At 34.8% G+C, this 23,480-nt stretch carries 19 protein-coding genes and 1 other annotated feature; of the genes, 17 read left to right on the forward strand and 2 right to left on the reverse strand.

Annotated elements, in window-relative coordinates; all coding sequences use genetic code 11:
* Window positions 1-2: 2 nt before the first annotated feature.
* From clpX to MWH28_RS00525, 5 genes are all read left to right on the forward strand, one after another.
* Window positions 3-1,256 carry an ATP-dependent Clp protease ATP-binding subunit ClpX gene (clpX, locus tag MWH28_RS00505; RefSeq protein WP_248617301.1) on the forward strand — a complete coding sequence of 418 codons (1,254 nt, stop codon included), beginning with the start codon at window positions 3-5 and terminating at the stop codon, window positions 1,254-1,256.
* Window positions 1,257-1,350: 94 nt separating this feature from the next.
* On the forward strand, window positions 1,351-3,039 hold the full coding sequence (gene lonB, locus MWH28_RS00510; RefSeq protein ID WP_248617302.1) for an ATP-dependent protease LonB: 1,689 nt from the start codon (window positions 1,351-1,353) through the stop codon (window positions 3,037-3,039).
* A 112-nt stretch (window positions 3,040-3,151) separates the two neighbouring features.
* The gene (gene lon / locus MWH28_RS00515) at window positions 3,152-5,503 is read left to right on the forward strand and encodes an endopeptidase La (protein ID WP_248617303.1); all 2,352 of its coding nucleotides are present in this window, start codon (window positions 3,152-3,154) and stop codon (window positions 5,501-5,503) included.
* Window positions 5,493-6,077: a ribosome biogenesis GTP-binding protein YihA/YsxC gene (gene yihA, locus MWH28_RS00520; protein ID WP_248617304.1), complete on the forward strand. Its 585-nt coding sequence runs from the start codon at window positions 5,493-5,495 to the stop codon at window positions 6,075-6,077. The genes lon and yihA overlap by 11 nt, the downstream gene beginning before the upstream one ends.
* 178 nt (window positions 6,078-6,255) lie before the next feature.
* Window positions 6,256-6,479 (forward strand) — a binding site (T-box leader).
* Between the two features lie 333 nt (window positions 6,480-6,812).
* Complete coding sequence (locus tag MWH28_RS00525; protein WP_248617305.1) at window positions 6,813-9,473, forward strand: valine--tRNA ligase; 2,661 nt, start codon at window positions 6,813-6,815, stop codon at window positions 9,471-9,473.
* 100 nt (window positions 9,474-9,573) lie between these two features.
* On the opposite strand, the gene MWH28_RS00530 is transcribed toward MWH28_RS00525, so the two are convergent.
* Window positions 9,574-10,155, reverse strand: coding sequence for a flavodoxin family protein (locus MWH28_RS00530; RefSeq protein WP_248617306.1), 582 nt, complete (start codon window positions 10,153-10,155; stop codon window positions 9,574-9,576).
* Between the two features lie 96 nt (window positions 10,156-10,251).
* Window positions 10,252-10,833 (reverse strand): hypothetical protein, encoded by a 582-nt coding sequence (locus MWH28_RS00535; protein ID WP_248617307.1) that lies wholly within the window; start codon window positions 10,831-10,833, stop codon window positions 10,252-10,254.
* A 317-nt stretch (window positions 10,834-11,150) separates the two neighbouring features.
* Between MWH28_RS00535 and MWH28_RS00540 the strand changes: the two genes are divergently transcribed.
* The 12 genes from MWH28_RS00540 (at window position 11,151) to cobA (ending at window position 23,453) form a co-directional block, all read left to right on the forward strand.
* Window positions 11,151-12,431, forward strand: coding sequence for a bifunctional folylpolyglutamate synthase/dihydrofolate synthase (locus MWH28_RS00540; RefSeq protein WP_248617308.1), 1,281 nt, complete (start codon window positions 11,151-11,153; stop codon window positions 12,429-12,431).
* Between the two features lie 134 nt (window positions 12,432-12,565).
* Window positions 12,566-13,108 carry an SPOR domain-containing protein gene (locus MWH28_RS00545; RefSeq protein ID WP_248617309.1) on the forward strand — a complete coding sequence of 181 codons (543 nt, stop codon included), beginning with the start codon at window positions 12,566-12,568 and terminating at the stop codon, window positions 13,106-13,108.
* 280 nt (window positions 13,109-13,388) lie between these two features.
* Window positions 13,389-14,687 (forward strand): electron transport complex subunit RsxC, encoded by a 1,299-nt coding sequence (gene rsxC, locus MWH28_RS00550; protein ID WP_248617310.1) that lies wholly within the window; start codon window positions 13,389-13,391, stop codon window positions 14,685-14,687.
* 14 nt (window positions 14,688-14,701) lie between these two features.
* The gene (locus MWH28_RS00555; RefSeq protein WP_248617311.1) at window positions 14,702-15,625 is read left to right on the forward strand and encodes an RnfABCDGE type electron transport complex subunit D; all 924 of its coding nucleotides are present in this window, start codon (window positions 14,702-14,704) and stop codon (window positions 15,623-15,625) included.
* The gene (locus MWH28_RS00560) at window positions 15,618-16,277 is read left to right on the forward strand and encodes an RnfABCDGE type electron transport complex subunit G (RefSeq protein ID WP_248617312.1); all 660 of its coding nucleotides are present in this window, start codon (window positions 15,618-15,620) and stop codon (window positions 16,275-16,277) included. The genes MWH28_RS00555 and MWH28_RS00560 overlap by 8 nt, the downstream gene beginning before the upstream one ends.
* A 1-nt stretch (window position 16,278) precedes the next feature.
* The gene (gene rsxE / locus MWH28_RS00565; protein WP_248617313.1) at window positions 16,279-16,944 is read left to right on the forward strand and encodes an electron transport complex subunit RsxE; all 666 of its coding nucleotides are present in this window, start codon (window positions 16,279-16,281) and stop codon (window positions 16,942-16,944) included.
* A gap of 25 nt (window positions 16,945-16,969) precedes the next feature.
* Entirely contained in the window at window positions 16,970-17,539 is a 570-nt protein-coding gene (gene rsxA, locus MWH28_RS00570) for an electron transport complex subunit RsxA (protein WP_248617314.1), read from the forward strand.
* An 18-nt stretch (window positions 17,540-17,557) separates the two neighbouring features.
* Window positions 17,558-18,361 (forward strand): RnfABCDGE type electron transport complex subunit B, encoded by an 804-nt coding sequence (locus MWH28_RS00575; RefSeq protein WP_248617315.1) that lies wholly within the window; start codon window positions 17,558-17,560, stop codon window positions 18,359-18,361.
* A gap of 281 nt (window positions 18,362-18,642) precedes the next feature.
* Window positions 18,643-19,899 (forward strand): glutamyl-tRNA reductase, encoded by a 1,257-nt coding sequence (hemA, locus tag MWH28_RS00580; RefSeq protein ID WP_248617316.1) that lies wholly within the window; start codon window positions 18,643-18,645, stop codon window positions 19,897-19,899.
* A 155-nt stretch (window positions 19,900-20,054) separates the two neighbouring features.
* Window positions 20,055-20,708 (forward strand): precorrin-2 dehydrogenase/sirohydrochlorin ferrochelatase family protein, encoded by a 654-nt coding sequence (locus MWH28_RS00585; protein ID WP_248617317.1) that lies wholly within the window; start codon window positions 20,055-20,057, stop codon window positions 20,706-20,708.
* A gap of 296 nt (window positions 20,709-21,004) precedes the next feature.
* Complete coding sequence (hemC, locus tag MWH28_RS00590) at window positions 21,005-21,952, forward strand: hydroxymethylbilane synthase (RefSeq protein WP_248617318.1); 948 nt, start codon at window positions 21,005-21,007, stop codon at window positions 21,950-21,952.
* Window positions 21,942-23,453 carry a uroporphyrinogen-III C-methyltransferase gene (cobA, locus tag MWH28_RS00595; RefSeq protein ID WP_248617319.1) on the forward strand — a complete coding sequence of 504 codons (1,512 nt, stop codon included), beginning with the start codon at window positions 21,942-21,944 and terminating at the stop codon, window positions 23,451-23,453. Before hemC ends, cobA begins: the two co-directional genes overlap by 11 nt.
* The last annotated feature ends 27 nt before the right edge of the window (window positions 23,454-23,480 follow it).

A 23,480-nucleotide genomic window follows, 5' to 3' on the forward strand; every position in this document is an offset into this window, starting at 1 on the left:
AAATGTTCAAGTTTGGTGATGAGAAAGGACAACTGAAGTGTTCTTTCTGTGGGAAGGTTCAAGACCAAGTGCAGAAACTTGTAGCTGGCCCTGGAGTTTACATTTGTGATGAATGTATTGAACTATGCAATGAGATAATAGAAGAAGAACTAAATGAAGAAGTTGAATTAAACTTAGATACTGTACCTAAACCTAAAGAGATAAAATCAATTTTAGATGAGTATGTGATTGGGCAAGGTCGTGCTAAAAAAGCTTTAGCCGTAGCTGTTTACAATCATTATAAGCGTGTTAATTCAGGAATGAAAGTTGATGATATTGAATTAGAAAAGAGTAATATCTGTATGATTGGGCCAACAGGTTGTGGAAAAACTTTATTAGCTCGAACTTTAGCTAGAATATTGGATGTACCATTTGCAATTGCTGATGCTACTTCTTTGACTGAAGCAGGTTATGTTGGAGAAGATGTAGAGAATATTCTATTAAAGTTAATTCAAGCTGCTGATTATGATATTGAAAAGGCAGAAAAAGGAATTATTTATATTGATGAGATAGATAAGGTAGCTCGTAAATCTGAGAATCCGTCTATTACTCGTGATGTATCAGGTGAAGGAGTCCAACAATCCTTGTTAAAGATTCTAGAAGGAACCGAAGCAAGTGTTCCACCACAAGGAGGAAGAAAGCATCCTCATCAAGAGTTTATTCAAATTGATACTTCAAATATTCTCTTTATCTGTGGAGGAGCTTTTGATGGGTTAGATAAGGTAGTTAAATCTAGAATAGATGAAAAGGTACTTGGATTTGGTGCAGATATTAAGAGTAAAGAGGAAGAAGAGATTGGTGAGATCTTGAAGCATGTTATGTCACAGGATCTATTAAAGTATGGTTTGATTCCTGAATTTGCAGGGAGAATTCCAGTAACTGTTACCTTAAATAAATTAAATGAAGAAGAATTAGTCAGAATTTTAACTGAGCCACGTAATGCACTAGTAAAGCAATATACTAAATTCTTTGAGTTGGATAATGTTGAATTAGAGTTTACTGAAGAAGCTTTAAGTGCAATTGCTGATCAAGCTATAGCTCAAGAGACTGGAGCTAGAGGATTGCGTTCGGTAGTTGAAGAAGCTATCTTGGATATCATGTATGATATTCCTTCTCAAGAGGATGTTGCTAAATGCATTATTAATGAAGAGGTAATTGATAATGATGCTACCCCGCAATTAATCAAAATAGATGATCCTAAAGAAGAAACTGCTTAAATTTAAGCAGTTTCTTCTTTATTATAAGGATAAAAACTTCTCCTGAAGTTAATACTAAATATTGATAAATTAAACTTTTCAAGGAGGAGTTTTTATGAATTTTGCTTTAAATGCTTTTAGTTTAATTCAATTTTTCTTTGCAATTGTAATTGGGATGTATTTTTGGAATATGTTACAAAAACAACGTAGTAACAAAAAAGCTATTAATAGAGAATCTAAAAAAGAAATGGAAAAATTACATAGAATGAGAAGTAGATCATTAACTGAGCCTTTATCGGAGAAGATAAGACCTAGTAATTTTTCTGAAATAATTGGACAGAAAGAAGGATTGAAATCTTTGCGAGCTGCTTTATGCGGGCCAAACCCTCAACATGTCATTATTTATGGGCCACCGGGAGTAGGTAAGACTGCAGCTGCTAGATTGGTACTAGAGGAAGCAAAGAAGAATCCTGGTTCTCCATTTGATAGTGAATCTAAATTTATAGAATTAGATGCTACAACGGCCCGTTTTGATGAACGAGGTATTGCCGATCCATTAATTGGAACTGTTCATGATCCAATCTACCAAGGAGCAGGTGCAATGGGGACAGCTGGAATTCCTCAACCTAAACCAGGTGCAGTGACTAAAGCTCATGGTGGTATGTTATTTATAGATGAAATTGGAGAACTACATCATATTCAAATTAATAAGTTATTGAAAGTTTTGGAGGATAGAAAGGTCTTTTTAGAAAGCTCATATTATAGTGAAGAAGATAATAATATTCCTCGTCATATTCATGAAATTTTTCAGAATGGTTTACCAGCAGATTTTAGATTGGTAGCTGCTACAACAAGAAGACCGGAGACTATACCACCTGCTATTCGTTCACGTTGTCTGGAGATATTCTTTAGTCTATTAACGCCTTCTGATATCGAAAAGATTGCTCGAACAGCAATAGATAAGATAGATTTTGAAGTCAATCCAGAAGTAATTGAGATTATTAAAAAATATGCTGTTAATGGTAGACAAGCGGTTAATATGATTCAGACAGCAGGAGGAATTGCTTTAACTTATGATCGCCAGAAAATTATTGTAGAGGATATAGAGCGAGTAGTGATGAATGGACAATATAGACCCCGGCCGACTGATGAGATTCCTGAAGGGCCTAGAGTTGGTGTTGTTAATGGTTTAGCAGTTATGGGTGCTAATATTGGAACTGTTGATCAATTAGAAGTAGTAGTGACTAAAGTAGGTGCTGGAGCTGGAAAATTAAATATTACAGGAGTAGCTGAAGAAGAAGAGCAAGGTAATCGCCACAAAAAGATCAGAAGAAAGAGTATGGTTAAAGGTTCTGCTGAAAATGTAATTACTGTCTTAAAAAAGGTAATAGATATTGATTTAAAAGATTATGATATTCACATTGACTTTACAAGTGATGCTGTTGTTGATGGTCCATCTGCAGGAGTAACAATGGCAGTAGCTTTGTATTCAGCGTTGACAGGGAAAGCAATTGATAATAAGGTAGCTATGACAGGTAAGATTTCTATTAATGGTGTTATTAGACCAATAGGTGGAATTATTCCTAAAGTAAAAGCTGCTATTAGGGCAGGAGTAGATAAAATTTTAATTCCTACAGAAAATTGGCAAGAAATATTTAAAGAAGATGACTTTTCTGGAGTTGAGATTATAAAGATTGGAACTTTAACTGAAGCTTTAGATCAAGCAATAACGGAGCAAGAAGAAATTGACGATGAACTAGAGCTTGAATTAGATCCAGAAGCTTATTCTGCCCCTTTGGTTTAAGATTAATTAATCTTAAACCAAATTAATAAGTATGATATTTTTAAAGCAATGTGCAGGAGATTAAGCAAAGTAATAGAATAATAATGTGTAGATTATCAATGGAGGTGTAGTTATGGCTGAAGAAAGTAAAAAAGAAGAAGTTGAAAATAAAAATAGTAAACCCCTGTTAGCATTACGGGGGATAGTAGTTTTTCCAAATATGATGATTCCACTACTAGTAGGAAGAGATAAATCAATCAAAGCGTTAGAAGAAGCTATGGTTGAGGATAAAAAGATATTATTAGCTGCTCAACATGATGAAGCAGTAGAAGAACCGGGTACAGATGACATATATAGTTTGGGAACACTTTCTGAAATTAAGCAGCTAATGAGATTACCAGATGGGACGATCAAAATCTTAGTTGAGGGGTTAAAAAGAGCTAAAATTGAAAGCTTTTCACAAGAAAAGCCTTATTTCAGGGTAGATATAACTGAAGTAGAAAGTGAGGAAGAAAAGGATACAGAGATAGAAGCTTTGATGAGGAGTGTAATTAATAAATTTGAAAGATATGTCAAATTGAATAAGCAGATTCCATCAGAAACGATGATGACTATCACAAATTTAGAAGACCCTGGGCGTTTAGTAGATATCATCACTTCTCATATGTCACTGAAAGTTAAGCAAGAACAAGATATTTTAGAGGCAATTTCTTATCGAAAACGCTTAGAAAAGTTATATAATATTTTAGAAAAAGAATTAGAGATTTTAAAAGTTAAGAATAAAATTAACAGTGAAGTTAAAAAACAGGTTGAAAAAAGGCAAAAAGAGTATTATTTAAAAGAGCAGATGAAAGCAATCAAAAAAGAATTAGGAGAAGATGGTGGCAATCAAGAAAGTAAAGAATATAAGGAAAAAATAGAAGAAGCAGATTTACCTGAAAATGTTGAAGAAAAGGCATTAGAAGAAGTAGATAGATTAAAGAAGATGCCTTCTAGAGCCAATGAGGCTGTTGTAGTTAGGAATTATTTAGATTGTATTTTAGATTTGCCGTGGAATGATTATAGTGAAGATAGATTAATTATTGATCAAGTAGAAGAGCGGTTGAATCAAGATCATTATGGACTTACTGATGTCAAAGAAAGAATTTTAGAATATTTAGCTGTTAGAAAATTAAGTGATCAAATGAAGACTCCGATTTTATGCCTTTTTGGCCCGCCGGGAGTAGGTAAAACTTCTTTAGGTAGATCAATTGCAGAATCAATCGGAAGAGAATTTGTTAGGTTATCTCTAGGAGGGCTACGTGATGAAGCAGAGATTAGAGGACATAGAAGAACTTATGTAGGTGCTCGACCGGGTAGAATAATTAACGCCATGCGTGATACTGGTACTAAAAATCCAGTCTTTTTATTAGATGAAGTGGATAAAATTAATAGAGATTTTAGAGGGGATCCAGCTTCTGCTTTATTAGAAGTATTAGACCCAGAGCAAAATGATGAATTCAGTGATCATTATTTAGAGCTTCCTTTTGATTTATCAGATGTAATCTTTATTACAACGGCCAATGTTACAGATACTATTCCAGCACCATTATTAGATAGAATGGAAGTAATCAATATTTCAGGCTATACTGAAGAAGATAAAGTAAAGATAGCCCAACGACACCTGTTGCCAGAGACTCTTAAAGATCATGGATTGACAGAAGAACAGATTAATATTTCTGAAAATGCTTTAAGAAAACTTATCAGACGATATACTCGGGAAGCTGGAGTTAGAACATTAGAAAGAAAATTAGCTACTATCTGTCGTAAAGTAGCTAAGGAAGTTGTAGATGGTAAAGAAAAGCTAAGTCGAGTAACTGTCAGAAATTTAAAAAAGTATTTGGGAATTCCCAAGTATAAGTATGGAACAATAGAAGATGAACAGAGGGTAGGTGTGGTAACTGGTTTAGCTTGGACTCAAGCTGGGGGAAATATCTTGAATATAGAAGTATCAATAAGCCCAGGTGATGGAGAATTAATCTTAACAGGGAAACTAGGAGATGTAATGAAAGAATCAGCTCAAATAGCAATGAGTTATGTGCGAACTAAGACTGAAGAGTTTAATTTCATCGAAGATTTTTATAAAAAGTATGATATTCATGTTCATATTCCAGAGGGTGCTATTCCTAAGGATGGGCCATCAGCAGGGATAACATTAGCTACAGCATTAGTATCTGCTTTAAGTAATAAGCCAGTCAGTGGAAGAGTGGCTATGAGTGGAGAGATAACCTTACGTGGTAGAGTATTGCCTGTAGGAGGAATTAAGAGTAAGGTTTTAGCAGCTCATCGGGCAGGTAATGATAAAATAATCTTATGTAAGCAGAATAAAAAAGATTTAGAAGATGTTCCTGATAATATCAAGCGGGATTTAGAGTTTATTTTTGTAGAAGATATGGATCAAGTCCTTGAAGCAGCTATTATAGGGGAGGAAGAAGATGAAGATTAATAATCCTGAATATGTATCTAGTGCTGCTAAGTTTGAAGATTATCCAAGACATCATCTTCCTGAAATAGCTTTAGCTGGTCGTTCTAATGTAGGAAAGTCATCATTGGTTAATAATATTGTTAATCGACGTAAGATGGCTTTTACCAGTTCTAAGCCAGGTAAGACACAGACAATCAATTTTTATAAAGTGGATAATTATTTTTACTTTGTTGATTTGCCAGGGTATGGTTTTGCTAGAGTTCCCCAAGAGGTCAAAGATGAATGGGGGAGTATGATTGAAAGTTATCTGTTTAATCGCAGAAATTTAGAGAGTGTATTATTGGTAATCGATGCTAGACATAAACCAACTGATGATGATTTAATGATGTATAACTGGTTATTAGAGATGAATATGCCTACTTTAGTAGTAGCTACTAAGGTAGATAAAGTCAAAAATAGTCAACGAAATAAGCAGGAAAAATTGATTAAAAATAAATTGAATTTAACTGAATTTACTCCTTTCACCTTCTTTTCAGCTAAAACTGGAGAAGGTAAAGGTCAGATCATGGAATTTATTAGTCAGTTTTTGGATTAAAAAATTAATAAAATTTGAAAAGTTAGGTAATAATATGCTATGTAATATTGCCTAACTTTTTTATTCTTTTATATTTTGGAAATTAAAGCTAGCAATGAATTGTTTAGGATAAATTTGATGATAAATATTGACAAGCAGTCTAAATAGTTATATTATATATTTGCAATAGAATAATTGTTGAAAGGTGTTGAAGGAGAGTAGTAAGTTAATAACTTTCTTGCTAGAGAGGAGTGTTTTTAAGCTGGAAGGCACTCTAGGAAAGGTTGACTAAAGTCGCTCTGGAGCTGTTAAGCTGAAATTAAAGTAGGTTAAACCGGTATCTGACCGTTAGCAGAAGTTGAGTGGAGTCTTGTGATCAATTAAGGTGGTACCGCGGAAATTAATTTCTCTTTCGTCCTTAGCAATTAGGGTGAGAGGGATTTTTTATTTTATCATATTACAAAATAGCTTAACTTCAATTTACAATGTACAATTTACAAAATTGACAATTAAAACCTTTAAATCTTATAAGCAAAATCAAACAAAGCTTATTATTACAGGGTTTCTCAGAGAACTTAAGTTTTTAAGAACTTGATCTTATCCTTCGGGTTCTTTGAACCCTTCGTGATGAAAAAATCATCTCTTAGATTTTTTTCTATCCATTGTAAATTGTACATTCCGTCAATTGTCAATTGTGAAGCTTTATATCAACATTGTTTCATTTTAAAGAAAATTATAAAAGGGAGGAATAAAAAGATGGGTGAACAAAAAAATCTATCAACAACATATGATCCAGCTCAAGTAGAAGACAAATGGTATAGCCATTGGAAGGAGAAAGAATATTTTAAAGCAGAGGTTAATGAGGATAAAGAATCGTTTACGATTATGATGCCACCACCTAATGTTACTGGGCAGCTACATATTGGGCATGCTTTAACGATGACCTTTCAAGATATCTTGACGCGCTGGAAAAGAATGCAAGGTTATGAGGCTTTATGGATGCCTGGAACTGATCATGCTAGTATTGCAACTGAAGTTAAAGTTGTTAATAAAATGCGTGAAGAAGAAGGGCTGACTAAAGATGATATTACTCGTGAAGAGTTCTTAGATAGGGCATGGGATTGGACAGAGGAGTATGGAGGTACAATTACGAAGCAATTGCAGAAGTTGGGGGTTTCTTGTGATTGGGATCGGGAACGATTTACGATGGATGAAGGTTGTAATCAATCAGTTAAAGAAGCTTTTGTGCAACTGTATGAAGAAGGATTAATTTATCGTGGGGACTATATTGTAAATTGGTGTCCAGACTGTTTAACGACTTTATCTGATATTGAAGTTGAACATGAGGACCAGCCAGGAAAGTTATATCATATTAAATATCAAGTTAAGAATAGTGATGAATATATTGTCGTTGCTACTACAAGGCCTGAGACATTGTTAGGAGATACTGCTATAGCTGTCAACCCAGATGATGAGCGTTATCAAGATTTAGTAGGAGAAAAGGTGATTGTACCTATTGTTGAGCGTGAGATTGAAGTGGTAGCAGATGAATATGTAGACTCTGAATTTGGTACTGGATTAGTTAAGGTTACTCCAGGTCATGATCCTAATGATTTTGAGATTGGTGAACGTCATGATTTAGAAATTATTAAGGTGATTGATGATCAGGCTAATATGACTGCTGCAGCTGGAAAGTATGAAGGGTTAGATCGTTATCAATGTAGAAAAGAGTTGATTGCAGATTTAGATGAAGTTGGGTTGTTAGAAGAGATAGAAGAGCATGAACATTCTGTAGGGCAATGTTATCGCTGTGATACTACAGTTGAACCTTTAGTTTCTAAACAATGGTATGTAGCTATGGAAGAGCTTGCTAAACCTGCAATTGAGGCAGTTAGAAGTGGAGATACAAACTTTGTTCCTGAACGCTTTGACAAAGTTTACTTTAATTGGATGGAGAATATTAGAGACTGGTGTATTTCTAGACAGTTATGGTGGGGACATCGCATACCAGCTTGGTATTGTCAAGATTGTGAGCAGGTAATAGTTGCAAGAGAAGAGCCTGAAGTTTGCTCTGCTTGTGGAAGTAGTGATCTAAAGCAGGATGAAGATGTATTGGATACATGGTTTAGTTCTGGATTGTGGCCTTTTTCTACCTTGAATTGGCCTGCAGAAAACCCAGATTTAGATTATTTTTATCCGACCGATGTACTAGTAACTGGGCGAGATATTATCTTTTTTTGGGTAGCAAGAATGATCTTTATGGCGTTGAAGTTTACAGATGAAACTCCATTTGATGATGTCTATATTCATGGTTTGGTCAGAGATGCTGAAGGAAGAAAGATGAGTAAGTCATTAGGTAATGGAGTTGACCCATTAGAGGTGATTGAAGAGGTTGGATGTGATACGTTACGAATGACTTTAATTACGGGTAATACACCTGGTAATGATATTAGATATCGTCCTGAAAGGGTAGAAGCAAGTCGTAACTTTGCTAATAAATTATGGAATGCTTCTCGTTTTGTATTGATGAATCTAGAGGATTTTGATCTAGATAATTTAGATACTAATCAGTTAGATTATACTTTAGCAGATCAGTGGATCTTAAGTAGATTAAATAGAAAGATTAAGAGGGTAACTGAGCTGTTTGAAGAATATCAATTTGGACAAGTATCACAAGAATTATATGATTTTGTTTGGCGAGAGTTTTGTGATTGGTATATTGAATTAATCAAGCCGAGATTATATCAAGATGGTGATAGTTTACAGCGACAGACTGCTCAATATGTTGCTTATTATACTTTAGAGAATATTTTACGGTTATTACATCCGATTATGCCTTTTATTACTGAGGAAATTTGGCAGTATCTACCTGGTGATGGTGAGAGTATCATGGTAGCTCAGTGGCCTGAAGCTGATAAGTCAGCTATTGCTGAGCAGGCAGAAGAGAAGATGGAAGTAATTATGGAGGTTATCAGAAATATCAGAAACATTAGAAATGAAATGAAAGTTAATCCAGGAAGAGAGATTACTGCTATCTTAACCTCTGATGTTGCTGAAAAGTTAGAGATTGTTAAAGAGGGCCAAGCTTATATTGCTGATTTAGCGAAAGTAAGTCAGTTAGAGATTAAAGATAAGCTAGAGAGCAGACCTGAGCAAGCTTCAACAGCAATTACAGAGAAGATAGAGATTATCTTACCGCTAGCTGGAATGGTTGATCTTGATAAAGAGATAGTCCGTTTAGAAGAAGAGATTGAAGAGATGGAGTTTGAGATTAAGCGAGCTGAAGGGAAATTGAATAATGATGGGTTTGTTAACAATGCACCTGAGCATTTAGTAGAAGAAGAACGGCAGAAGAAAGAAGAGTATACTGCTAAAAAGAAGCAACTTGAGAAGAGATTAGAGGGTTTAAAAGCTTAACTATAAAAGGCCAACGTAATTAATTACGTTGGCCTTTTATAGTTTTTTGATATTGTTTGGTTTCTCTAATCACTAGTGACCAGTTACTAATTACTAATAATTACAATTGCTCTGCTAAATCTTTACCCCACTTTTCAGCATCTTGTAAGACATTAGACTGTTCAGTGACCGATTTATTATCTATGTTAGGAACGAAGAAGTTATCATAATATTCAGTGTCAGCTCCTTTAAAGAATAGATCGAGAGTACCTACTACATATTTAAAACTATCTTCTGATAATGGTTCTCCAGCAGTCGAGATAAAGGCACCAATTCTTTTCTTTTCAGTATCAATCAGTGGGTCTTTGAGAATAAATTTGTTGGCCCATAATGCCTGACAACGATCGATTAAAGCTTTTAATTGAGCAGTAACTGTATTGAAATAAATTGGGGAAGCAAGTATGATTAAATCGGCTTGATCAAGCTTAGAATAAATCTCTATCATATCATCATCAATAACACAGCCTTGCTTTTTTTTACAATTATAACAAGCAACACAGGGTTGAATTTCAAGATCTTTAATCTGTAAATACTCTAGCTCAATTTCTGATTTTTCTTCTTTGAGTGAGTCAATTACTCTTTTTAAAATTTTAGCATTATTTCCGTTATTATGTGGACTTCCTAAGATAGCTAACCCTTTCATTTGAGATTTCCTCCTATTTTTTAGTTTCTATTTCTATAATTAATGATTACTATTTAAAACCCTGCTTCTTTTTTATTTTTTATTTAGGGATTAGATTTAATTGATGGTTAGATACAGATTGATTGGTAGTTCTTTAAGTTCAGGAGTTGACTTCACTGTTAATGAAGGGTTAATCACTGTTCCTTCTGCTGTATTATTTCGTTGAACTTTACAAGTTGGGATTAACTGATTATTTCCTAAATATGTTAGGTCTAATTGGTCAGTTTTGTTATTTTTATTGAGGTTATAGGTTTTAGTAAGTTTTAAGTTGAAATTGTTGAAAATATTAGATTTAAGCAGAGTTAATGAAAGATATATGTCTTGTTGATAGTATAAATTTAAATGACAAGTTATCTTATCTGAAAGCGAAAACTGACCTCCTAACAAATAGAGTCCGTTTTCAGATTGGAAAGGTTCAAGATTCAAGCTTCCTTGTAAGTCTAAATCTTTTAAAATACTTTTTAAAACAGTAATTTCTAAGCTTAATTGATTATTATTTGCTTGTTGATGGCTTTGTAAGTATGATAGCAGAATTGAATACTCTGCAGTTAAAACAGAGTTTAGGTTAATCCAGCTATTAGTTAACTTGAACTTTTCCTTGTTTAGAGTTGTACCTAATGATAGACTATAATTGGCCATTAACTTTCCTCCTAAGATAAGTTATTTTAAAGACTATTAGATAGTATCTTTAGTATAAATTTATTCTTCTGTTAGATATTATGTGTTTTATATAAGTTGAATTTAAATTTTTTACGCAAGTACTTCGTGCTTAAAAGAATTTAGGTTAATTAAATTGAAGAAAATTATTAATTCAATTTATATATTCAGAAAAATAGAAATAGATAAAATCTAAAATAATGATTAAAATATCTTTTATTTATGGTATAATAAAGAATGGTTTGTAGCTTAAAAAGATGTTGGGTAATGGAAATTTAAACAAGTAAGGAGTGGTAATGATGAAAGAAATGGATTATTTAGAGAGTTTAGACAAATATGATATTAAACCTGGTTTAGAAAGAATAGAGCTGTTATTAGAGTATTTAGGAAATCCTCAAGATAAATTAAATGTAATACATATTGCAGGAACTAATGGTAAAGGTTCAACATCTGCAATATTGACTTCAATTTATAAAGAGGCTGGTTATAAAGTTGGAACTTATAATTCACCTGAAATTGTTGAGTTTAATGAACGGATGAGAATTAATGGAGTTAATATTAGTGATCGTGATTTGAAAGAAGGAATTCAAAAGATTAAGCCATTAGTAAGTAAGGTAGAGCAGGAGTTAGAAAGACCTAGTTTTTTTGAAGTAGTTACCGCTTTGGCAATAGATTATTTTGCTCAACAGGAACTTGATTTAACAATTTTAGAAGTAGGATTGGGAGGAAGGTTAGATGCTACTAATGTAGTAGGTAGTTTGGTATCTGTGATTACAAATGTCAGTTTAGATCATACAGAGTTTTTAGGTGATACAATAGAAGAGATTGCTTTTGAAAAAGGAGGAATCATCAAAGAAGGCCAGCAGGTAATTACTGCTACTGATGATCAAGAGGTGCTTGCTGTATTACAAAAAATCTGTGCTGAAAAAGATGCTAAATTGGTAAATGTGTTACAAGAATATGAGTGGCAATCAAAGGAAGGAACATTGGCTTATCAGAATTTCGACTTACAAGGGCCAACAAGGGATTATTTAGACCTTAGGCTATCTTTACTAGGAGAACATCAAATTATCAATACAGCTACTGCTATGGGTGTTATAGAGGCTTTAGCGGAGGAGTATCCAGTTGCTATTGAAGCTATTAGAGCTGGAGTTTCAGATGTTAAATGGCCAGGACGATTAGAAGTAGTTAATTCTGAACCAGTAATTATTCTTGATGGTGCTCATAATCAAGCTGGTGCTAGTAGATTAAAATCAGCAATTGAGGATTTAGAGTTTAAGGATTTGACTCTAGTCTTGAGTATCTTAGGTGATAAAGATTTAGGAGCGATGATTGAGCAGATAGCTCCTTTAGCTAATAAGGTAATTTTGACTAAAAATAAGAATAAACGTGTGGCAGAAATTAATATACTGAAAGAAGAAGTTGTTAAATATAATTCAAATGTAGAGATGAAAGAGGATTTAGTTGAAGTTTTAGATGATATTACAGCTCAAGCAACTGCTGAAGATATTATTTTAATTAGTGGTTCTTTATATACAGTAGCTGAGGCAAGGAAGATTATTCTCGACTATACAAAATAATTCTCAATTACTTTAAAAATTAATCTGTATAAACTAGAATAGAGTATAATATAGATTAAGTAAGTTTATGAGAATTTATATGGAAGGAGGGAGGTCACCTAGTACCTTGATCAAAGTTGATAGGTGACAAGGTTGTGAAGCGAAATAATCGTAAGATTAAATCGGGGCTTTCCTTAGTAGTGATGTTAGGTTGTATGGCTGTAATAGCGAGTGTTTTTGGATATTTTATCAGTAGTTGGTTTTTAGATTATGTTACTGCACCTCAAGAAGAGATTGAACCTACTACTGAAGAAAGAATTGTAGTTGATGAAGAGGAAATGCCAGATAATCGTGAATTAGAAGAGGAATCTGAGATGACCATAGGAGGGGATGAGGATAAGGATGATTCTGAAGGGTTGACTGAAGATCCTGAAGAGCTGACCGAAGAGATGGATGAAGAGACTATGGAACAGACAATAGCTGAAGAAGGTTTGTATACTGTTCAGGTTGGAGCTTTTGCTGAAGAAGAGAATGCTCAAGGTTTAGTAGCGGATTTAGAGAGTAATGGTTTTACAGCTTACATTACAAGTGAATCTCCTTATCGAGTTCAAGTAGGTGCATTTAGAGAGAGGGAGGCAGCAGAACAATTGGGAGTTGAACTTGAAAGATCTGGTTTTTCCGCTTTTATTAGTAACTAAAAGAGGGTCCACATCTTGAGTGGGCCTTTCTTAATGTAAAGTTATAGAAAATAAGAAATTAATCCCAGAATTATTATAAAATGTAGTTTGTATAATAATTTGAAAATTTAAGCATTTTCACTATAAATCACTTGACTTCTGTTATTGTAAATTATAAAATTAAATTGTAATTATTTATGCAAAATCTATTATTAGGTGTCTAAATAACTTGATTTAGATTAAATCAAGTTATTTTAATGTAAGATTTTATATTATTAATATTAATAAGAGGGGTGAGAAGATGGAAGCTAAAACTTTTGATCATGGGATTCATCCTAGGTATAATAAAGACTTATCTAAAGACAAAGCTTTAAAAGAAGCTGCTGTACCTGATGAAGTTGTAATTTCTTTACAACAGCATATTGGTGCACCTGCTAAGCCGATTGTTGAAGTTGGTGATACAGTTGACTTTGGGGAGAAGATTGCTGAAGCAGCAGGTTTTGTTTCTGCTAATGTCCACGCCAGTGTTTCAGGAGAGGTTGTTGCCATAGAAGATATGGCAATTAGAATTAAAAATGATGGCGAAGATAGGTTAGCAGAAGGAATTGAATCCCAGGGTGAGATTGAAGATTTATCAGTTGAAGAGTTAAGAGAAATTGTTGGTGAAGCAGGAATTGTAGGACTAGGAGGTGCTACCTTTCCAACTCATGTGAAGGTATCAATTCCTGATGATAAAAATGTAGAAGCAGTTATTTTAAATGGGGCAGAATGTGAGCCTTATTTAACTGTTGATCATCGAACGATGGTTGAATTGACTGAAGAGATGATCTATGGCTTGAAAGCAATAATGAAGATGTGTGAGGCTGAAAAAGGCTATATTGGAATTGAGGTTAATAAGCCTGATGCTATTAAGAGGACAGAAGAGTTAATTGCTGATGAGCCAAATATTGAAGTTGTTCCGCTAGAAGTTAAGTATCCACAAGGTGGAGAGAAGCAACTAATTGATGCTGTGTTAGGCAAAGAGGTTCCTTCTGGTGGATTACCGTTAGATGTTGGTGTAGTAGTGAATAATGTCAGTACTGCTGTGGTGATTGCTGAAGCTATTCGAGAAGGCAGACCATTGGTTGGAAGAGGAGTTACTATTACTGGAGATGTTAAGGAGCCTCAAAACTTAGTCGTCAGAATAGGAACACCTATCGAAGAGATATTAGAAGCATGTGGAGGCTTTAAAGGCGAGCCAGGTAAAGTTATTTTAGGCGGACCAATGATGGGACAGGCACAAGTTGACTTAACTGCCCCAGTAACTAAAGGAACTTCTGGTATCTTAGTTTTAAGTAAAGCAGAGGTTGCTCAATATCAAGAAGCAAAGCCATGTATTCGTTGTGCTCGTTGTGTTGATGTTTGTCCAGTTAAATTAATACCTACTGCTTTAATGAATCTAACAAAAGGTGATAAAGTATTAAAGTTACAAGATTATAATGTATTGGATTGTATTGAGTGTGGTTCTTGTAGCTATACCTGTCCTTCTAAGATTGAAATTTTAGATTGGATTAAGTTAGGAAAAGGAAAAGTTCAAGCTCATATTAGAGAAAATGAATGATAGGAGGGAATAATATGGATAACACATTAGATTTAACCGTTTCATCAGCACCGCATGTTAAAAGTGAAGAGACGACTTCTAATATTATGTATCAAGTTATCTTAGCATTAGTACCAGTAATGTTTGCTTCTTTTTACTTCTTTGGTCCAGGTGCTATTTATTTATTGTTAACTTGTGGTATAACTGCTATGTTATCAGAAGTTGCTGTACAGAAGTTAAGAGGTAAGCCAGTAACAATCAATGATGGTAGTGCGTTGCTAACCGGACTAATTTTAGCATTGACCTTACCACCTGATTTACCACTTTGGATGGCTGTTTTTGGTAGTGTAGTAGCTATTGTTTTAGGTAAGCATATCTTTGGTGGGTTGGGATATAATGTTTTCAATCCTGCTTTGATGGGGCGTGCCTTTTTGACCCTTTCGTATGTAGTTTCAATGACAGAATGGACGGCTCCTAATGGAGGAGTTGACACTTTATCAACTGCGACTCCATTAGAAGGAGAAGCAGAAGTGATAAACTTATTTATAGGTCGAGTTGGAGGTTCTTTAGGAGAGACATCTGCACTTGCAATTTTACTAGGTGGATTATATTTGCTGTATAAAGGATATATCGACTGGAGAATTCCAGTAGGTTATTTGGGTACTGTAGCAGTACTGACTACACTTGTTGGTGAGCAAGGAGCATCCTTCCACCTTTTTGCTGGAGGACTTATGTTTGGAGCAATTTTTATGGCTACAGATATGGTAACCAGCCCAGTAACTAAGAAAGGAAGATGGATTTTTGCAATTGGTTGTGGATTTATAACAGTTATTATACGTGTCTTTGGAAATTATCCTGAAGGAGTATTATTCTCTATTTTATTAATGAATATGTGTGTGCCATTGATTGACCAGTATACGCTACCACAGATTTATGGCGAGGTGAAAGCAAATGGCTAACGATAAAATACAACCACGGTTGATTTTGGTTTTGACATTAATTACTATTGCATCTGCAATTGTATTGACTTTTATTGATGATTTGACTGCTCCTTTAATTGCTGAGCAAGCTGAGAAGAGAGTGCAAGAGGCTGTTTTATCTGTTGTACCAGAGGCAGTAGATTTCGAAGAAGTTGAAAGTGAGAATTTTGAATTGTTTCAGGGTTTAGATGAGTCAGAAGAAGTTGTCGGAATAGCTGTTCAACATCAAACCCAAGGTTATACAGGGCCTATTGATGTAATGGTTGGATTAGATGTGGATACTAGGCAGGTAACTGCTGTAGAGGTCTTATCTCATACAGAGACACCAGGTCTAGGAGCTAGAATAGTGGAAGAGCAGTTTAGAGGTCAATTTGAAGGAAGAAAATCTATTGAGGAAGAAATCGAGATAATAGCTGGAGCAACGATTTCTAGTGAGGCTGTTGAGGAAATAGTAGATGATGTTATTAAAGGAGCACAAGATTTTGAAGACGAGATGCCAGGGTTAGAAACTATAATAGCTGATGAAGATGATCTTGGAGCAAGAGATTTTTCTGAGCAAGAAGTTGTTGACGCGGAGCAAGGGATTCAAAGTTTAGCTAAAATAGTAACAGATTATAGTGGAGGTGAGTAATGTGGCTGAAAAAAATCGAGATTTTGTAAAGGGTCTGTGGGAAGAAAATCCTGTCTTTGTCATGTTATTGGGTATGTGTCCTGTATTAGCTGTTACTAGTACGGCAACGAACGGTTTATTTATGGGACTTGCAACAAGTTTTGTTCTGTTTGGAGCAGGAATTGTAAACTCTTTATTGCAAAATATAATTCCTGATGAGGTTCGGATTCCAAGTTTTATCGTTGTAATTGCTACTTTTGTAACGATAGTTGATTTAGTTTCAAGAGCCTATTTTCCTGGAATCGCTGAACAGTTAGCATTATTTATTCCTTTGATTATTGTTAACTGTTTAATTTTGAACCGTTCAGAGGCTTTCGCTTCTAATGTAAATGTTCTACGAGCTATAATAGATGCTTTAGGTAGAGGATTAGGTTTTACCTGGGCTTTGACATTTTTAGGTGGTATTAGAGAAATTCTTGGCTTTGGAACTTTATTTAGAGGAACTGAGAGTGTCATTCAAGTTTTAGGTGAGTGGTACCAACCAATGTTGATTGCTATCTTACCAGCAGGAGCGTTTATTACTTTAGGAATAGTTGTTGCTTTATTTAATGTGATTATGGATGAATCATTCAGTATTAAAGATTTATTTGGCGGAACTGCTGCTGTTGAAAAAGAACAGACAGCTTAATATTGAGAAATAAGGAGGGGAAGTTATGCAAGAATTATTCTTATTATTTATGGCTGCATCTATAACAAACAACTTTGTTTTGATGCAATTTTTAGGGATTTGTCCTTTTTTAGGAGTTTCTAAAGAGGTTCCAACAGCTTTTAGTATGGGGTTAGCGACTACTTTTGTAATGGTTACATCAGCAGTGGTAACTTGGCTTGTTGAAACTGTTATTTTAGTCCCGCTAGGAATTGAATATTTACAATACATTGCTTTTATTTTGGTAATTTCTTCATTCGTACAACTAACTGAATTATTTGTTAAAAAAGTTAGTCCGCCTTTATATAAAGCATTAGGTATCTTTTTACCATTAATTACAACTAACTGTGCTATTTTAGGATTGGCCCTTTTGATTTCAATGGAAGGTTATGGTTTTATTCAGAGTGCTGTCTTTGGTTTAGGAGCAGGAGTCGGTTTTACGATAGCAATTGTATTGATGGCTGGAATAAGAGAACGGTTAGAATTTGCTGATGTTCCTAAGCCTTTAAAAGGAGCACCAATTACTTTATTAGTGGCTGGAATTATGGCATTAGCATTTACAGGACTTGCAATGTAAATTAGGAGGTGGGGTATAATGGAAATTATTTCTTTTGCATCTGCAGTTGCCGGATTAGGAATTTTAGGAATAATTTTTGGAACCGGTCTAGCTTATGCATCAGTAAAATTTGCAGTAGAAGAAGATCCAAAAAAAATAGAGATTGATGAGGCTTTACCTGGAGCCAACTGTGGAGCTTGTGGTTTTGCAGGTTGTTCTAGTTATGCGGAAGCAGTGGCTAAGGGAGAAGAAGGAATTGATTCTTGTCCAGTTGGTGGAGAAGAACTAATAGAAAAGATAGCTGATATTATGGGTGTTGCTGCTTCTTCTTCGGATGAGAAAAAGACTGCTAAGGTGTTATGTCAGGGTGGTAATCAAGAAACATTTAATAAAGCAGAGTATCAAGGAGTACCAAGTTGTCAAGCAGCTAGTATGGTAGATAACTTTAAATCCTGTCAATATGGTTGCTTAGGATTTGGTGATTGTGCTGCTGTTTGTGACTTTGATGCAATTGTAATGAATGATAATGGCTTACCAGAGATTGATCCTGATAAATGTGCTGAATGTGGAGTCTGTGTTACAGAATGTCCTCGGAGTCTGATTGAAATAGTAAGTAGTAATGAAGATGTTATTACTAATTGTAAGTCAGCTTTAAAAGGAAAAGAAGTCAAGGTTGTTTGTGAGAAAGGATGCTTTGGTTGTACAATTTGTGCCAAGAAATGTCCTGTAGATGCTATTGAGATGGAAGATAATCTACCAGTAGTTGATACTGAAGGATGTATTGGTTGTGGAGTCTGTGTTAAAAATTGTCCAACTGATGCCTTTGTAGAAGTTGATTTTTAAGTATTAAGTCTTTATAATAAAGCTTACAATTGAAAAATAAGTTAGCAATAAAAGAAACCAGTCCCACTGGTTTCTTTTATTTTTTAATTGCTCATAATATGGAGCTGAGCTTAAGAGATTAGACACTTATAGTTTTTTTTGATATAATATGAAGATGATTAATATAGAGGTTAAAAATTTTATTTCAATAATGCTAAAATTTTGTCTTTGATAATTAGTCTAGTTATAGATAATATTGGAATTATAGTAAAGTGTTATAAATTATGAGGAGAGGATCAATTGTGGAACTAGTAGTTATTGGCTTGAACCATAAAACAGCTTCTGTAGAGGTTAGAGAAGAGCTATCTTTAAGTAACCGTCAACAAGAGGATGTTTTAGAACAAATTTCTATCTCATCTGATGTAAAAGAGGGTGTTATTTTATCTACTTGCAATCGAACTGAGATTTATCTGGTAGCAGAGAGTGATTATTTGGCTAAAAAATTCACCCTGAAATTATTCAAAAGAATTTCTGATTTAAAGATTAGAAATTTAAAAGGATACTTATATCATTATCAGAATTTAGAAGCAGTTGAACATTTATTTAGAGTTGTTAGTGGCTTAGATTCCTTAGTGATTGGTGAAGCTCAGATTTTGGGTCAAGTTAAGAAGGCATTTAAGGAAGCAAAGAGAATGGAAGCAATTGATACACAATTACATAGATTATTTAATGAAAGTTTTAAAGTTGGTAAGCGGGCTCGAAGTGAAACAAAGATTGATAAAAATGCTGCTTCGATCAGTTATGTGGCTGTAGAGTTGGCCCGGCAGGTATTTGGTTCTTTATCTGGAGAGAAAGTGATGATTTTAGGTGCAGGAGAGATGAGTGAATTGACTTTAAAAAATTTAGTTGCTCATGGTGTTGAAGGAGTAATGGTCTCTAATAGAACTTATGAAAATGGAAAAAGATTAGCTGAACAATTTTCAGGAGAAGTCATTCCTTGGGAAAAATTAGAGAATTGGGTTGAAGATGTTGATATTATTATCAGCTCAACTGCTGCTCCTCACTATGTGCTTCATCATGAACAGATTGAAGAAGTTATGGTTAATAGGAAACGTCCTCTCTTTTTGATTGATATTGCTGTTCCTAGAGATATAGAACCAGAAATTGCTGAGTTACCTGAAGTATACCTGTATGATATTGATGATTTAGAGGCTGTAGTCAATCAAAATTTAGAAGAAAGAAGAGGAGAAATAGAGCAGGTTGAGGAGATTATAGCTGAAGAAAGAGAAGAATTTGAAAAATGGCTGAATTATCGTCAAGTTGTACCAGTGATTAAAGGGATGAGAGAAAGGGCCAACCAGATTAAAGAGCAAGAATTAAATCGGGCATTACAAAGGTTGGCTAATTCTAAGCAGAATCAAGAAGATGTAGTTGAAGAGTTGAGTAGTCGATTAGTTAATAAACTACTACATCCTCCTACATTAGGGGTCAAGCAGTTAGCCAATAGTGAAGGAAGTCTACAAAAGCTAGAAGTAATTAAAGAGGTATTTGAATGTTGATCCAGGTCTTGATATCATAAAATTTTGAAGTGAATTTTAATTGTCAATTTTGTACATTGTAAATTGTTATAAAGTGACACCTTATAATGATAATAAAAATAGGCTGATTAGAAAATTACGTATTAAGTAGATATATATGTTTAAGGAGAGGTTTGATGGAGTTATATCCGGTTAATTTAAGGTTGAAGAATCAGAAGGTATTGATAGTTGGTGGGGGTAAGGTTGCTTATCGTAAATTAAAGAGGTTAGTAACTACTGAAGCTAAGATTGAATTGGTTAGTCCCAAAGTAATTGATCCTGTAAAGGAATTAATCAAACAAGAAGAGATAAACTATAAACAACGAGAATTTTTAGAGCTTGATCTTGAAAGCTCTTTTTTAGTAATTGCTGCTACAGATCAAAGCGGCTTAAATCAAAGAATTGCTCAACTAGCTGAACAGGAGGGGATTTTGGCCAATGTGATTGATAACTTGGAGTTGTCAACTTGTACCTTACCTGCTGTAGTTGAGCGAGGAGATCTATTAATCACGATTGCTACAAATGGAAGTTTACCAGCATTATCTAGACAGCTTAGATTGAAGTTAGAAGAGGAATTTGGGCCAGAGTTTGCTTTCTTTTTGGAGTTGCTAGCTGAAATTAGACCACTAGTGATTGATAAGATAGATCAAGAAGAGCAGCGGCGTGAAATCTTTAGAAGATTAGCTGATCTAGAGTTGATCGAGCAACTAGGGGTTGATCGTTCAGTAGGGATTGAAGAGATCAAACAGATATTGCCTGAGCAAGTAATAAATGAGTTAGAGTTGATTTAATAGTGAACTTTTATTACAATTCAGTTTAAGTTTGAGTCTAAGTCTAAGTAAGAGCTAAGCCCTTATGTTTCTAGTGGTTGACTTAAACTTAAACTCAGCCTTAAACTTAAGCTATATATCAATAATGTTACATAAATCATTTTTTATAACACTAATAAATGTTATGATAGAAGTGGAGCTTAATAATTAATTTAGCTAGTTGCTTTTAGAAGTTTTGATTTTTAGAATTTTCAAAGGTTTTTTAATTGTTAATTGTACATTATAAATTGTAAATTAATGAGTGCAGGGAGGTAATTATGAAAGAAATTATTATTGGAACTAGAAAAAGTCAACTTGCAGTAGCTCAATCGCAGCTAATGGCTGATCAATTACAGGAGAAGTTTCCTGATTATCAGTTTAAGCTAAAGAAGATCAGTACTAAAGGAGATCGAATTTTAGATAAGCCTTTAGCCGAAATTGGTGGTAAGGGTTTATTTATTAAGGAGATAGAGATAGCGTTGTTGAATGGGGAGATTGATTTGGCAATTCATAGTCTCAAGGATATGCCAGCAGAGTTGCCTACTGAGCTTGAAATTTTATCAATTCCAAAACGGGCCAACCCTTTAGATGCGTTAATAAGTAAGGGTGATCTGGATATAGACCAGCTTCCTGAAGGGGCTAAGATAGGAACAGGGAGCTTGCGTAGAAGGGCTCAGTTATTAAATTATCGTTCTGATTTAGAGATTGTACCAATTAGGGGTAATATAGATACTCGACTTAGAAAATTAGAGAGTCAAGATTTAGATGGGATTATCTTAGCTGCAGCTGGCTTGGAGAGGATTGGCTGGGAGGATAAGATCAGCTCTTGTTTGAGTGATGAGATTTCGATTCCAGCAGTAGGACAAGGTGCTTTGGCGATTGAAGTTAGGGCCAATGACCAACAGATTAAGGATATAGTCAAGGCAATTAATCATCAAGCGACTGTAGATGCTGTTAAAGCTGAACGGAGCTTTTTGGAGTATTTAGAGGGGGATTGTAAGGTGCCAATTGGGGCTTATGCTCAGGTTGAAGATGAGCAATTGGTTGTTGAAGGAGTAGTAGCAAAGTTAGATGGTAGCCAAGTATTTAAAGAAGAAGTGGTTGGTTTGCGAGAGGAAGCAGTTGAATTAGGAATTAAGCTTGCTAAGCAGTTATTAGAACAAGGAGCAGGAGAGGTTTTAGAAGAGATTAAGAAGCAGGAAGGGGCAGATAATAATGGCAGGTAAAGTTTATTTAATTGGGGCTGGCCCAGGAGATGAAGGATTAATTACAGTTAAGGGTTTAAATATTATCAAAGAAGCTGACGTAATTTTATATGATAGATTAGCTAATCCTAGGTTATTAGATTATGCTCGAGAAGATGTAGAGTTATTTTATGTAGGAAAGAAGGCGAGCAATCATTATCGAACCCAAGATGAGATTAATCAATTATTGGTTGATCAAGCTCAAGCAGGTAATGTAGTGGCTAGATTAAAAGGGGGCGATCCTTTTATCTTTGGTCGTGGTGGAGAAGAAGCAGAAGTGTTGTTAGGTGAAGGAATCGAGTTTGAGATTGTACCAGGAATCACTTCTCCTATTTCAGTAGCTGCTTATGCAGGAATTCCTTTGACCCATCGTGATTTTAACTCTTCTGTTGGATTTGTAACTGGTCATGAAGATCCGACTAAAGATGAGTCCAATCTTAATTGGGATCAGCTAGCTAATGCAATGGGAACATTAGTCTTTTTGATGGGGGTTGGCAATTTAGCTAAGATTACTAAAAGGCTAATGGAGGCTGGTCGTAATCCTGAAACTCCTGTTGCATTAATTAGATGGGGGACTAGACCGGAGCAAGAGACATTAGTTGGTACTTTAGAGACTATAGTAACTAAGGTTGAAGAGAATAATTTCAAGCCACCAGCTATTATAATTGTTGGAGAGGTCATCAATTTAAGAGAGAAGTTAGATTGGTTTGAAACGAAAGCTTTATTCTCTAAACGGATTGTAGTTACTAGACCTAAAAAGCAGGCGACCAGCTTTTCTAAAGCTTTAGCTCGAGATGGGGCCAAAGTGATTGAGGCACCAGCGATTAAGATTGCTCCACCAGAAAGTTATCAAGAGTTGGATCAGAAGTTAGAGCAGATAGGTGATTATGATTGGATTATTTTTACCAGTATCAATGGAGTTAAGTACTTCATTAATCGACTATTCGAGCTAGGATTAGATGTTAGAGCTTTGGCTGGGGTTAAGCTCTGTGCCATTGGCCCTAAGACTGCTGCTAAGTTGAATGATTATGGCTTACAGGTCGATTATATTCCAGATGATTATGTAATCGAATCTATCCTAGAAGGATTTGTTGAAGAGGATTTGACAGGACAGAAGTTCTTACTACCACGAGCTGATATTGCACGAGAGTTGTTGGCAGAGGAGTTAGAGAATAATGGAGCTAAGGTCGATGATGTAACGACTTATCAGACGATTAAAGGGGTAGGAAACCAAGATTTAATCGCTGAGCTAGAAGAGGACAGAGTAGATATGGTGACCTTTACAAGCTCTTCAACAGTACATAATTTTGTTGAGCAATTAGGTGATGATTATCAAGATTTATTGGCAGAGGTAGAGATTGCGTGTATTGGCCCGATTACTGCTCAAACAGTACGGGATTATGAGTTAGAGGTAGCAGTAGTAGCTGATGAATATACGGTTGAGGGGTTATTAGCAGCGGTTAAAGGGTATTATAGTAATTAGTGACTAGTGATTAGTAACTAGTAAAAA

It is taken from the genome of Natroniella sulfidigena (assembly GCF_023223645.1).
Taxonomy (GTDB): Bacteria; Bacillota; Halanaerobiia; order Halobacteroidales; family Halobacteroidaceae; genus Natroniella; species Natroniella sulfidigena.